This window comes from Butyricimonas sp. DFI.6.44 (genome assembly GCF_022132345.1).
Taxonomy (GTDB): domain Bacteria; phylum Bacteroidota; class Bacteroidia; order Bacteroidales; family Marinifilaceae; genus Butyricimonas; species Butyricimonas muris.
In genome coordinates this window covers 294,210-308,139 of the sequence record NZ_JAKNJD010000003.1, presented here as the reverse complement: position 1 = coordinate 308,139, position 13,930 = coordinate 294,210, and the positions used below count along the sequence as shown (strand labels likewise).

At 45.1% G+C, this 13,930-nt stretch carries 8 protein-coding genes; 1 reads left to right on the top strand and 7 read right to left on the bottom strand.

Features of this window, described 5'->3' with window-relative positions; translation table 11 throughout:
* Nucleotides 1–72: 72 nt before the first annotated feature.
* Complete coding sequence (locus L0M98_RS06325) at nucleotides 73–1,035, bottom strand: helix-turn-helix domain-containing protein (protein ID WP_186976018.1); 963 nt, start codon at nucleotides 1,033–1,035, stop codon at nucleotides 73–75.
* A gap of 626 nt (nucleotides 1,036–1,661) precedes the next feature.
* On the opposite strand from L0M98_RS06325, the gene L0M98_RS06320 reads away from it, so the two are divergent.
* Nucleotides 1,662–3,101: a carbon starvation CstA family protein gene (locus L0M98_RS06320; RefSeq protein ID WP_099291566.1), complete on the top strand. Its 1,440-nt coding sequence runs from the start codon at nucleotides 1,662–1,664 to the stop codon at nucleotides 3,099–3,101.
* 98 nt (nucleotides 3,102–3,199) lie between these two features.
* Here the strand turns inward: L0M98_RS06320 and L0M98_RS06315 are convergent, their stop codons facing one another.
* From L0M98_RS06315 to L0M98_RS06290, 6 genes are all read right to left on the bottom strand, one after another.
* The gene (locus tag L0M98_RS06315; protein ID WP_227216592.1) at nucleotides 3,200–5,485 is read right to left on the bottom strand and encodes a TlpA family protein disulfide reductase; all 2,286 of its coding nucleotides are present in this window, start codon (nucleotides 5,483–5,485) and stop codon (nucleotides 3,200–3,202) included.
* Between the two features lie 23 nt (nucleotides 5,486–5,508).
* Nucleotides 5,509–7,062 carry a PKD-like family lipoprotein gene (locus L0M98_RS06310; RefSeq protein ID WP_186976021.1) on the bottom strand — a complete coding sequence of 518 codons (1,554 nt, stop codon included), beginning with the start codon at nucleotides 7,060–7,062 and terminating at the stop codon, nucleotides 5,509–5,511.
* Nucleotides 7,063–7,073: 11 nt separating this feature from the next.
* A complete protein-coding gene (locus L0M98_RS06305; RefSeq protein WP_227216591.1) occupies nucleotides 7,074–7,841 on the bottom strand; it encodes a DUF4843 domain-containing protein in 768 nt (255 codons plus the stop codon).
* Between the two features lie 9 nt (nucleotides 7,842–7,850).
* Nucleotides 7,851–9,296: a RagB/SusD family nutrient uptake outer membrane protein gene (locus L0M98_RS06300; RefSeq protein ID WP_227216590.1), complete on the bottom strand. Its 1,446-nt coding sequence runs from the start codon at nucleotides 9,294–9,296 to the stop codon at nucleotides 7,851–7,853.
* An 18-nt stretch (nucleotides 9,297–9,314) separates the two neighbouring features.
* Nucleotides 9,315–12,659: a SusC/RagA family TonB-linked outer membrane protein gene (locus L0M98_RS06295; RefSeq protein ID WP_227216589.1), complete on the bottom strand. Its 3,345-nt coding sequence runs from the start codon at nucleotides 12,657–12,659 to the stop codon at nucleotides 9,315–9,317.
* Nucleotides 12,660–12,748: 89 nt separating this feature from the next.
* The gene (locus tag L0M98_RS06290; protein WP_227216588.1) at nucleotides 12,749–13,921 is read right to left on the bottom strand and encodes a FecR family protein; all 1,173 of its coding nucleotides are present in this window, start codon (nucleotides 13,919–13,921) and stop codon (nucleotides 12,749–12,751) included.
* Nucleotides 13,922–13,930 lie beyond the last annotated feature (9 nt).

The window sequence follows — 13,930 nt, the reverse complement described above, 5'->3', positions numbered from 1 at the left end:
GATAAAACACTAACCCGTTTGCCTGATTTACGACAACGGGACATTCAAAGTTATATATTATTTCTCAACGAATCACAACGTGGCCACCAATTCTCTTTGACTTTTAAAGAAATGTATCCGCTGTAAATCGCCGCTCTCGGATATCAATGTCGAGAATCTTTTCAAGGAAAGAATCCAGCTTTTCACGCTCTCGAAGGTCTTATCGTCCAAAGACGCTATCCCATTCAACGTGAATGCCTTTATCAGACTAAGGTTATATTTCTGCGTGTGAACATAGGAGTACGTCGTGTCGAAATTAATATTGGATATATAAAAATGTATCCTGTTCCCGTTATCGAATCTCCCTTTTGCCGCCAAGCGTTCCAAACAATTCAAAAAATGGAACAATTCTTCTTTCAATTCCTGCACGTCGGCATTGGATATCAGGTTCACGCTGGCAAAATATTTGATATCATTGATCAGGTAAAGGAATATCATGTTATCGAATATATAACTCGTGTCTTTTACCCGACGAGCCTCCACGACCAAATCCTTCTGTATACGGACTAACCGTTCCTCCGGTACGATTTCATGTAATGTCTTCACGGAATCCAACCCGTCCCTTTGGGCTTTCCACTTGAACAGATAGAACCTTGAAAGAAATTTGTAATCCTGATAAAGGGGTTGCGGCAGTATGTTCGTGGAGGATGCACTCTCGGAATAGGTTTTCTCGTCAAGAGTCCGGAATACATCCACGTAATTCTCCATCATCAGGAAATCCGTTTCCAACGGGTTAAAAAACTCTGTCAACTTTAACTGGAAAGGCCTGCTTTTCGGGGACACGGATTCCAAAAGACTATCCACCGAAATATTCATTTCTTTCGAGATCAGCGCCGTTTCCAATAACGTGAAAGGAACGTCCCCCCGTAACCGACGATATATCGCCTCCTTCCCAATACATAATATATTTCCCAGAACACTCGCCAAATTTTCCTCGTGAGGCACTTTCGTTCGTATGGCATTCAATAAGTTATCATGCAAAACTTCTTGTTTCATTTTTCCTTTCCGTATTTTTAAATATTCTTTTGCCGATAACATACGCCTCCTTCGGATGACTCGACCAAGATACGATATTTTCAAAATAAACCAAACAAGATTTTATAATATCATTTCCGTTTTTTCCTATAAAATCAAATTATCGAAAATAATCCCGATTTCCGGTAAATATCGTTCCAAATGACGTCCATTTCAAAAAATGAGGATTCCAACATTAGACCAAGGCTTTATTTTCAAAAATAAAAACACACGCCTGATTTTCCTTTATATTTAGAACTGACAGAGGTGAAAATCCTCATTGATTCCTACTGTAATTAGAAAATCACTCTATACATTTGTCATATAACAATTAGGTCACAAAACGTAAGGAGATTTACATAAATGATAAATAAGCATCACATCACCAATGGCCACATCCAATTCCACATCCAGAAATAATCCGTAGAACGGATTATATCAATATCGTGTCCCAGGCCAGGCGATCAGATCTAGCGCACCTCAACTACCTTCAATGCCAGACTGGTCGCCATTTCTTTTTTACCCGTGCGTGCATTTTTTCCGTCTTTAAAGACTTACTTTTCAAACTCATTTTTATAACTTTGTGTTCGTGCAAAAATTTCAAGCAAATGCTAACATTTATTATTTCAATCGGATTACTAATCGTCGCTTATTTCACCTACGGGAAATTTGTTGAACGATTTTTCGGGGCATCATCCACTATCGCTACCCCAGTAAAACGTCTTGCAGACGGAGTGGATTACCATGAACTGAAGCCTTGGCGTATTTTCGTGATTCAGTTTTTAAATATTGCCGGATTGGGTCCCATCTTCGGGGCAATTCTCGGTGCCGCCTACGGTCCCATGGCTTACGTGTGGATCGTTGTCGGTTGTATATTCATGGGCGCCACTCATGACTATTTTTCCGGAATGCTATCTACCCGTCACGACGGGACCAGTCTGCCCGACATCGTGGGCAAATACCTCGGTAACGGGGTGCGCAAGTTCATGACGTTCTTCACGGGCTTTCTGTTGCTAGCCGTCGGGGTTTCTTTCGTGAACGGTCCGGCAGAACTATTAGGCAGCCTGACCAAGATGAGCATGACGCCTTGGTTATACATCATATTTGCTTATTATATTATAGCGACCTTATTACCAATCAATAAGATAATCGGTAAAATCTATCCGTTCATGGGTGCCGCCCTGATATTTATGGCTGTCAGCGTGGGAGCCTATTTGCTTTACGGCGGATTTAGCGGAGAACTTGTTTTGGAGAACCTGACTTTCGATTCCATGCGCAATATGCATGCCGATCCGCAACACAATATTCTTTTCCCGATGTTATTCATCGTGATTTCCTGTGGAGCCATTTCCGGTTTCCATGCCACGCAGTCGCCCATGATGGCACGCTGCATGACAGACGAGAAGTACGGGCGTCCGATTTTCTACGGGGCAATGATTTGCGAGGGTATCGTTGCCATGATCTGGGCCACGGCAGCCATGGCATTCTTCGGTGGAGCGGAAGGGCTGAATACGGCAGCAGAAGGAGGTGCAACCCCGGCAATTATCGTGAACCAGATATGTAACTCTTGGCTGGGACGCTTCGGAGCAATTATTGCCATCATCGGCGTGGTCGTTTGTCCCATCACTTCCGGCGACACGGCATTCCGAAGTATGCGATTGATTATCGCCGACGCCTTGAAATTTAACCAGAAACCGATTAAGAACCGCTTGATGGTATCCATTCCAATTTTCGCGGTCGCCTACCTGCTCTGCAACGTGGATTTCTCCACTATCTGGAAATACGTGGGAATAGGTAATCAAGTATTGGCAACCATCACCCTATGGACAGCCGCCACTTATCTGGCAAAGAAAGGCAAACCGCATTGGATGATGTCGCTTCCGGCAACATTCCTGAGTGTCGTGTGCGCTACCTATTTTATGATTGCCCCCTACAAGGTCGGCGGATTATTTATTGCTCCCGCCATCAGCTACCCGGTAGGAATCGTGGTCGGACTCGGGTTATTCGTGTTATTTATTACGAAAGTAGCAAAGCATAAAACTACCTAAACACGCCTAGAACAAGAGCGGGGAATTTGCAATGAAGCCGTGCGATAGAAGAGAAGCAATAATATCTCTCGTTATGCAAATCCCCCGACTCTAAAATTTTATCTCATCATCATGGATGTTTTGGGTTTATTTTCGTTTACCAATTCTTCCAATTTATCCATCAAGGCTTTTCCTCGCAAATTGGTTCCCACGATACGTCCCTCTTTATCCAACACCAAAATATAAGGTATTCCCGAGAATTGATACTGTTTCATCACGTCTTTCCCGGCTTGTGGAGCGCATACTTGTTCCCAAGGCATATTTTCCTCTGCCAAGGCTTTTTTCCAAGCGGCATCGCTCTTGTCGATAGACACGCTGAAAAAAGCCACTCCTTTGTCCGCGTACTTCTCATAAGCCTCTTTCAAGTGAGGAATCTCACCCCGGCAAGGACCACACCATGAAGCCCAAAAATCCATGACGAGATATTTCCCTTTAAAATCTTGCGGGCCTAAATTCTTTTTCCCGTCGGGAGTCGGACAAGAAAATTCAGGTGCCATTCCACCTTGCTTTATAAGCTCCTGTTGTGCACGAGCCGCTTTAAAATCTTTCACTGCCACGCTAGTCGGATATTTTGCCTCCAGTATTGTCAAGACTTTCTGAACTGTTTCGGTATACTCTTCTCCTCGCAATTTGGCAAGGACTGTTACCACGGCTTCCCGGTCTGCATATTCCTCTGCCCAATGCAGCAAACGTCCGGACATATCATGACTAACTACTTCTCCCAACCGTGTCATCAACTGTTGTTTTACAGAATCTGCAACTCCCGCCTGACTATATACCGGACGGGCAAAAGCTCCCGCTAACTGTATATTCTGGAAAGCCTCCCAATTCAATTTATCCAACACTTCATTGTTTTTTCCTCCGGCAACACGAATATACACCGGACGAATAACTTTAATTTTGGCATTCCCGAAACCGGGGAAATCAACGTGCACGTCTTCATCACCTGCCCAAAATTCAACCCGCTGTCCGCCCTGACACTCCAAAATATACACACCGGGTTGTTCCACCCTCATTTTCAATTCATAAGTCCCATCCGATTTTGCCTCACAAGAATCTATCGCTTGCTTGGAAAACCCTTCCTTCTTGAGGACTCTGATGATATTTCCTTTATCACTCAAAGCCGCAATCTTTCCGGTTATCACGATCGTGGGACGGTAATTCTTGTCATTCTTCTCCGGGTGTCTTAGCTTATCGGCAACAGCTAAAAAAGAATTCTTTAATGACGCCGATTCCTTTGCATCCGGCTTCCGGTCACAAGCCATAGCAAACTGTTCCATCCACTTTGCCACCTCTTCACGCACGGTCATATCCTTGCATCCGACATTCACTCGTAACCCCCAATTATACACGACAAAAGTATTATCTTCACCCGCTTGCAAACGTTCATTTCCCAACTGCACGTACTCTTCCCAATCTCCCGCTTTCATGGCATAATTCATACGGGCATCACTGATAATCTGTCCTTTCCTATCTATATCCTTTTTCATCAAATCTCGGACATACTTCTCGAATCCTTTTTTATCGAATACTCCGATCCCGTCTTCTACCTTCCAGTATCGGTAAGCACCACCATTGTACAATTGGAATAATTTCTTTCCTACCTCTTTCTCCCCGTACAAATTAATAAACTCTTTCCGATTCTTGTACACGTATTTAGCCTCGTCAGAATCGACATCCTTCACGTATTTTATAAACAAATCCCAATACTCCCGTTCTTTTAACTTGGTTTTATCCAACGTGTCAAAATAGTCCAAACAGATATCTGCCGATTTCTTTCCCTCCCCGGCAACATCCAGCACTTCCATGTACTCCTGTATAAAACCGGGCTGACGATTTCCTTCCGCATACATCTTATTCATTGAAGTATATCCGTTTCCTTCAATCGCCCGGACTGCTTCCCTTAACAGAATCTTCCCGTCCGGAGCCCCCACGATACGATGTGACATATTGCCGTCTTCATCCAAAAAAAGTAAAGTCGGGTACCCTGTCACCTTGTATCGTTTGTTCAATTCTTTCCCCTGAGCGGTTCCCATGTCCATCTTCACGTTGATAAAACGGGAATTAAAATATTCCCCAACTTCCGGCTTGGTAAATACTTCTTGTGCCAACCTTTTGCACGGTACACACCACACGGTATAGCAATCCATAAAAATCGGCTTACCGGTTTTCTTCGATTCGGCTAATGCCTCATTCCAAGAACCTTCAAAAAAACGTATACCCGTTTCTACTTCTGCTTTCGTTTGCACGGGCTGGGCAACTGTCATTTGAGCCCGAGAGTCTTTCACATCAGCCAATAACATCCCAATGATACTTACGATCGTAAGTAAATAACAATACTTCATATCCTTTTAATTTATAAATTAGTTTACTTTATTTTCCATCCCATGTCTTTCACTTTCCCGAAACCATAAAACGGTTTTTGAGTACTCAAATCCACCGCACCGCTGGAAGGATTCACTCTTAACTGGTACACCGTTCCTTTTCCTTCCTGTTCGTTATACGTGGCAATATACAACACTTCACAAGCATTAGGCGGAGTATTTGCCATCATCATCGAACCCTGATAATATTTCTGCAACCGGATACAAGTCACCTCATCCCCGTTCGGGTCTTCCCACACGGCATCACCGGTACTGTTCGTAGACTTATAATCGTACAGGTACACTTTACTACCGGCTGCATAATAGAGTATTTCACCCTTGTATCCGGCGGTCATAGAAGAAATCCCATCCGACAGTCCTTTACAATTTGCCATATCATACTTCCCGACGCCTATCATATTTTGAGTCATTATACTACAAAAATCGGCTGCCAGCAAATAGTAATGTTCTTGCCTGTCTTTCATGATCACGTATTCATAATGACTCCAACCGTAATCACTCATGACCAGTTCCAATCCCACATCATTACAATCGAACGCAATCCCCGCACTCTGAATAGGCAAAGCGACAACCTCCGTCCGATTCGATTTTATACACATAAACTTCCGGTTCTCCTGATCATACACGACACCGCTATAACCGGAACTCATATTCGCACACCATTTTGCCAGTTTTCCATACTCCCCGGTGCAAGGTACCCCGAAAAACAAATTCGTCCGGTCCGCCCCGCTCGTGGAAAAATTAACCGTGTGCATCTTCCCGTCATTCATTACTAATTCCCGTTTATTGTAAAAAGCGGTATAACAATCAGGAGCCTGTACAGAAGGAGTCGTCCAGAACATATCATTGAATGAATATAATTTACTGAAGGAAGAGGGTGCCACGCCAACCATATCTTTATCGGTCACCGCTATTACTGCCTGCGGATTCGTGGAAACGGAATACAGCAAACGAACAGGTTTACCGTCCAAAGGGACATCATTGAACGTCGAATATATATCCACCCATGTTTGTTCCCTAGTCACGTTCGGGGCTATCAGTTTATCCACGATCAAACCGACATCCGTTTTACCATCCCGTTCGTACAACACCATCCATCCCTCGCTCAACGCCGCATTCACTTTCAACCCGAATTTCATAAACTCCCGGGTATTCGTCTGTTTGTTCAGTACCGTGAACACCAATTCCCAGTTCCGCTCTTCCAACTCCACGGGAATCTTCAATTCAATCTGTTCGGCGACTGTATCCCGATCCGCAATCGGGGTTCCCATGCCCTGTTGATAAACTACCCAACTAAATTCCAACTCCGGGTATTGCGCCTCGGAACCATTCACCAGTTTTCCCTTGTAATACACCTTCAAAGGAATGTCCAGAACATCCATCCGGGCAATAGAATAGTCCGCTTGAATCAACCCGCCTGTCGAATCAATAACAATCTCGTCCAACTCCCGGTAATCGTAATTACCCTTGTCGTCGTAACACGCCCATAATCCCGTACAGGCAACAATCAGCGATATAATATATTTCAAAAAATTCATAGCCTTACACTTTAGAAAGTTATCGGTCCGTATTCATCCGATAGCGGACGATCCGGGTTCTCCGGGTTATTATTGTACTCCTCAACGGCAAGCCTGCATTTCGCCTGCAAATACTGGGCTTCAAAATAAGATATCTCGTAAGGTGGAGTAGGTGTACCTTGATAGATCACCCGAAGAATTACTTTTCCCGTCACCTTTATAATAAACTGATACTTCTTGTGACTATATGTACCAAAGAAATTTTTCAATGGCATATAAGTTTCCGGATCGTCATCCCAGTATTGAGGTTTTTCCTCCTTATCCTTGATATTCAATTTTAGGAAAGCATATTCCTTCGCCCCAGTTTCAAATCGTTCATTTTCCTTCAAGCCGAAAGAAAGCGAAAATGCCTTATTCTTAAAATCTGACGTATTCTTCAAATATATCGGGAAACTTCCCCCGGTAGTCCCTGCCTTTAACACGTAAGACGGCAACACGTAATGCTCCCCGGCAATCACTGTCGAGGCATCACCTCCCGTGGCTTCCAATTCAAACGTGTAATCCTCTTTCAACGGCACTCCCGCCAACTTCACGTAGAACATTACCGAGTCCAACTCCGTATTCAGCGGGCGGAACGCGTAATTGTATTCCGTACTATCCACTCTTCCTTCCAAAGATTCGGTTCCGAACCAAAGATTCAATGCACGCGACTCCTCATCAAACATCAGTTTGTCGTCTTCCTCGCAGGCACACAACACCAAAGCGATGATAACACCCAAATATATCATTTGTCTTTTCATAATACCTTCTTATTTATTGCTTACCCAACCCGGATTCTGTAACTCTGCTTTCGGCATCGGCAGTTTGTACACCCCCTGACCGATCACGTCCGCATCCGTCCCTTTGATCATCGGTAAATTCAACCGCTTGTAATGAAAAAATAATTGTCCTTCCCCGATTATTTCCTTCCGGAATTCAGACAACAGAACAGCATCAAAATCCGTCACATCAGCCTCTCCCAAGTCTGCAACGCCCCTGTGATGCCGTACTTCATTCAACGCTGCCAACACATCCCCGGATGTATAATGACGACACTCGGCAAGGATATAGTACATTTCCGACAAACGGAACAACGGCATCTTGTTCCGGTAAGACGCCGGCCAAGCAGTAGTACCATTCCCTTCCAACTGATCGTATTTTTTGAGGTAGCGCAACGTATTACTCAACCCGGTGCCGGTTTTGAACTGGTACAAATAACGATAATCCTGAGCCGACTCGTAATACCCCAATAATGTTGACTCGCTCACCGCAAAAACAGAATTACTCCCGGAGAAATACTTCTCGGCACGACTTCCCAGCGTCACCACGTTCAAAGCAAACAAATGTTCCGTGGAAAAAGAAAGATCCGCCATTTTCTCGTCCGTCAAATTGGACTGTTTCACCCACTCGAACTTACCGGACTCGATGACCTCCGAGGCACAACTTGCAGCATTCGCGTAATCTTTCTTGTACAGGTACACCCGTGCCTGCAATCCTTTCACCGCGTAATAGTTCAAGTGAACCTGTCGATGAAGTAAATACCCGTTATCGTCGGTTTCCGTGACGGTCTTTCCCGTGTATATCGGGTCATTTTTCAAGTACTCCAATGAAGCTCCCAGATCCTCCAGCACCTTACCGACAACCTCCTTCACCGTTCTCTGCGGGAAGGTTTCCGGCGTGTAAGCCGTCACGTAAGGAATTGCCATCTTATCCGGATTCTCCGCGTAGCTTGCCCCGAACAAACGTAACAAATCAAAATGCAGGAATGCACGCAAAGCCAAAGCCTCCCCTTTAATCACGTCATAATTCACACCCGAAAATACCGACTTTTTGCCGTCAATCTCTTCCAGCAGTTTATTGGCATTGGCAACCGCGTTATACAAACCGTTCCACACGGAATCAATCCGCACCTCCGGTTTCGTATTCTCGTATTTATAGTCCTTATCGTCAGTATAGTCTGTCGGCAGATTATCCCACTCCTGAGCCAACACGCCCAACATCCCGAAAGTCAACTCTTTGCCGTAAAGATATTCCTGTGTCATGATACTGTAGACACCCGCCAACGCTTCCTTGAACCCGCTCTCGGAAGAATACAGGTCCTTGTCCTTCACCTGTGATTTCGGCTCTACGTCCAACCAATCGTTACATGATGCGAACATCAGCAAAACCAAGCCGCAACACAGGTATTTTCCGTAATTATTTATTTTATTTCTCATAATCCTGTTCTGTTATCGTTAAAAAGTTGCCTGCAATCCCAAAGAATAAGTTCTGGCGAAAGGATACTCTAATCCTCTTTCGGCCTTTACCGAAGATACCCGAAACACATCCGTCATATAGAACGACATTTTCAAACGTTCCACGAACTTCGATATATGTAAATGCCGGAAATCATACGACACGTTCAACGAGGCAAGTGACAATTCGTTCAAACGCTCCACGAATCGGTCAGTCGGACGGGTTGTCGTCGGCGTATCGGAAATCTTTTTGAAGAAAGTGACATCACCGGCTTCTTTCCATGTTCCCGTGAATACCCGCTTGTCCACGTTATACTGTATATCCACGTTCTCCACCCGGTCTACCAGAGTCTGGTTGTAATAATCACCCCCCAACTTGTAACTGAAAGAGCAATTCAATGAAATTCCCATGTATTCGGCGTTAAACCCGAAATTACCCTGCATCTTCGGATTGGACTCGCCACACACCACTTGATCATTGATATTCCACACGTAAGTCTTCTTCCCGTTACGGTCTAAAAACATCTCGCTACCGGTTGCCGGATCAATCCCTAGCGAGCGTACCGCCCAGATAGCACTCGTGGATTGCCCCTCTTCAAAACGGGTATACGGTTTCGAGGGATTCACGTCGTCATCATCCTGTGCCTCGTTCGATTTCGTCAAGGCGTCAGAGATTTTCACGATCTTATTCTTGTTGGAAGAAACCGAACCGAAAACCGTGAAATAGGAATCCTTCTCTATATTATTGTATAACTTCCAACTCAACGTGGCATCAAATCCCCTGTTCTGCACCTCTCCCAGATTTTCCTTGAACGTACTGAATCCCGTAGAACCCGACAAATCAAAATCCACCAGCAGATTATCCGTGTTACTGATATAATAATCGAAACGTAACGTCAACCCGTCCAATAAACGGGCATCGAAACCGATATTGATGTCCCTTGTCTGTTGCCATTTCAACTTATCGTTTGCCATACCCATCAAATACGCGCCCACGATATTATCATACTCGGCACTCGTGAAATACTTGTATGTAGCCATCGCTTGATAAGGGTTGAAATTCTGACTTCCAGTATATCCTATTGAAGCCCGTAATTTCAGTTGATTCAGCCATTCCTGATTGCTTAGAAAACTCTCGTAGTGCATATTCCAGCCGATACCGGCAGACCAGAAACTCCCCCAACGATTGTCAGCCCCGTACACCGAAGAACCGCTCAGACGATAGGAAAGATCCGCCAGATACCGGTTATCATAGGAATAATTGACGGCTCCCACCACACCGATTTCCCGGGTTGTGGCATCATCTCCCGTCGGGGTACCGTTCTCCGCGTACTGCTTGGCAAAAGCGATATGATCTACTTTATCGTTCAAAAATCCCCATGCCTCCATACCGTGGTAATCATAACTATCCTGCTGTATATTCCAGTTCAGGTTGGCAAACAGTAAATGTTTGTCCCACTGCTTGGAATAATTAAATGTCGCATCAATCTTCAATGTCTTGTTCGTTCCGTCTTTGATATAATAAGACCCCCGTTTAAAATAATCATCCCCCGTCCAATCGGCAAACTTCGTGTGATTACCCGGGTAAAAATCTTCCCGGCTATCCTGTTTTTGCGTGTAACCGAAACGACCGATAAACTTCAAATCCGAGAACATCTGCCACTCGACGTAAAAATTATCGGTCACTTCCGTGTACTTCGAGAAATTCTTCGTCCCGAGGGTAGTATTATACAAGGGATTGTAATACACCATTGCCGTTTGCCAATCTCTCGGTTGGAATTGTCCCAGCACCCGCTTCAGATTCCCGTTCTCGTCACGAGGGCTCCAGTAAGGATTCAATTTCGTGTACTCGGAAAAACTACCATAAGGCGAATCGTTCGCTTTATTGAAAGTAACGCTCAACACGTTCCGGAATAACAAACTTTTGTAACGATACGACAACGTGATCGCCCCTGCCACGTTCTCCCTATCGGAACCTTTCATGACTCCCGCGACCTTGTTGTAAGATACGTCAACCCCGTAACGCAGATAATCATCTCCCCCTTCCAGATACAAGGAATGTTTGTGTCCCACGCCTGTCCGCAACGGCTTTGCCAACCAATAGGTATTGACACCCCGGGCGATATCTTTTTGTATCTGATTGTATTGCTCCATCCGGAATTGAGTATCTTCCGGGTAATAAGCCGTGTAACGTCCGGCATCCAGTTCTACCTGCAATTTCTCCCTCGCGTTACACAAATCATAACTCGTCAGATCCGGTCCCGTGATATTCAGGTCCCCGGAATAAGTCACTTTCAACATTCCCTTTTCCGGCTGTATCGTTTCGATTACGACCACCCCGTTAGCGGCACGCGAACCGTAAATAGCTTTGGCTGCCGCGTCTTTCAAAAGCGTAACCGAAGCCACCCGGTTCATGTCAAGGTCAAACACTTTCTCCGTGGTCGCTTCAAAACCATCCAAAATGAAAAGAGGCTGATTCGGGTTGGAACTGTAATCACCTTTCACGTTCGGTAAACTGGAAGCCCCCCGAATCTGAATATCCGGCATACGGTTCGGGTCGGAACCGAAATCCACGCTCTCCGTCACGATGAACGAAGGGTCCATGTTCTTTAAACTTTGCAAGATATTCTGATTCCCCAAGCGCTTTAAATCCGCTTGCTTGAAAGTCGTGGCAGCACCCGTGAAACTCTCCGCTTTACGGGTAAATATACCTGTAACCACCACTTGTTCCATTTCCACCACGTCGGGGTCCATCGTCACGTTCAATTCCTTCTCACCCCGGTAAGTAACTTCTTTCGTCTGCATCCCGACAAACGAGAAAACCAGAACAATATCCCCGTCCGACGACACGGGCAGCTTATACTTCCCGTCCACATCCGTGGCACATCCCAACGTAGTCCCCTTTACAACAACCGTCACCCCCGGCAACGGTTCTCCCCGCTCATCCTTCACCGTCCCGGAAATCATACGCGGCTCCACGCGAGTAACGCTACTTTTCGTACTTTTTTTAACAACATACACGCCATCCACTTTCGAGAACTCGAATCCCGTTCCTTCCAGAATCTTCCCGAGAGCCACATCAACAGGAACGTTCACCAGATTCAATTCTTTACACTTCTGATCGCCCAAGAGTTGCCGGTTGAAAAGAATCTCAACCCCGGTCTGATCCTTGAATTTGATCAAAACATTATTCAGGCTTTCAGCTTTAGTGCTAAAGGTTACCACACGAGTCGAATCCTCCGTTGCCGCATGAGCCAACGAAACGAAAAACAACAAGTGCAACACCAACAACATTTTTCGTGAAAATACAGACTGAATATGCCTGTCAGGTGTCTTTTTTTTCATACATTTGTTTTATTAATTCGTTAATATTAATGAATCAGTGGAGAATGTCATCTAAAGTTTGCCGACTACAGAATGCATTCTCTACTTTTTTACTTCCTTATCACTTTTATCGTGTCACTTTCAATCGTGAACTTCACTTCAACCCCTTCCTCGAAAAGTCGTAACATGGTTTCAATCTTCCCGTAACGACTGAGAGTCCCCGAAAAGACCAATTCTTTCAGAGCCGGATCGGTGAAAACAATCTTCACGTTATACCATCTTTCCAGTTCCCGTGCAATCTCTTCCAGCGTCTCGTTTTCAAAACTGAAACGTTTATCCCGCCACGCGATCTCGTTATACACTTTCACTTCTCTGATTTCCGGCGTTTCGGAACCTTCCGCCAGACTCAACCGGTAACCCGGTTTAAGTTTCAATTCCGCGATTCGATCACTGCTGAACCCGATTACACCTTCGACCAAAGTCGCTTTCAATTGCCCGTCGTCCCGGTAACGTTTGACATTAAACTCCGTACCGTACACCTTCACGTTACCCAAATCCGTCTCCACGATAAAAGGTTTACGATCATCCTTGGTAACGGCAAAATATGCCTCCCCCGATAAATACACGCGTCTTTCATCTCCCGCGAACACGGTCGGAATCTTCAACTCCGTATCGGAATTCAACCAAACCATTGTCCCATCACTCAATTCTACCTGATACTCACCACCCTTCGGGATCATAATCGTGTTGTACGTTACTTCCGATTTTTGAAGACCACTATACTTGATAACGCCCGCGTCTTTCTGTACCTCAATCCCGTCCACCTTATACAACATCGTATCCGCCAACATCTCCACATCCACCTTTTTCCCGTCAGCCAAAAGAATAATCGCCTTATTCCCACCGGGTACCCATTCTTTATTCACATTAGCCAACCGATCCGGCTGCTTCTCTCCTTTATTCAAGAACAAAATACCTCCGCCAACAACCAACAAGATGAATAAACAAGCGGCAAAACGATACACGTACCGAACGATCTTCTTTCGCCTCGAATCCCGCTCTTTCCGTACATGCTCGTCAAATCCCGCGATCATCACGGATATATCCGTATCCAACTCACACGTCGTTTCGTCAGCCGACCAAACCCGACGAATACGCTCGTAATACTCCTTATGCCGTTCGTCCCTCGTCAACCATTCTTGAAACATTGCCTCCTCCGCGGGCGACAACGTCCAGCGAACTTTTCGCAACAAGATATCCCAACTAATATGATTTTTCTCCATAATTTTCAA

What these genes read in the sequence shown, in the direction of transcription:
- L0M98_RS06300 (WP_227216590.1), bottom strand. Translation starts at nt 9,296, where the DNA reads ATGAGAAATAAAATAAATAATTACGGAAAATACCTGTGTTGCGGCTTG.
- L0M98_RS06305 (WP_227216591.1), bottom strand. Translation starts at nt 7,841, where the DNA reads ATGAAAAGACAAATGATATATTTGGGTGTTATCATCGCTTTGGTGTTG.
- L0M98_RS06295 (WP_227216589.1), bottom strand. Translation starts at nt 12,659, where the DNA reads ATGAAAAAAAAGACACCTGACAGGCATATTCAGTCTGTATTTTCACGA.
- L0M98_RS06325 (WP_186976018.1), bottom strand. Translation starts at nt 1,035, where the DNA reads ATGAAACAAGAAGTTTTGCATGATAACTTATTGAATGCCATACGAACG.
- L0M98_RS06310 (WP_186976021.1), bottom strand. Translation starts at nt 7,062, where the DNA reads ATGAATTTTTTGAAATATATTATATCGCTGATTGTTGCCTGTACGGGA.
- L0M98_RS06290 (WP_227216588.1), bottom strand. Translation starts at nt 13,921, where the DNA reads ATGGAGAAAAATCATATTAGTTGGGATATCTTGTTGCGAAAAGTTCGC.
- L0M98_RS06320 (WP_099291566.1), top strand. Translation starts at nt 1,662, where the DNA reads ATGCTAACATTTATTATTTCAATCGGATTACTAATCGTCGCTTATTTC.
- L0M98_RS06315 (WP_227216592.1), bottom strand. Translation starts at nt 5,485, where the DNA reads ATGAAGTATTGTTATTTACTTACGATCGTAAGTATCATTGGGATGTTA.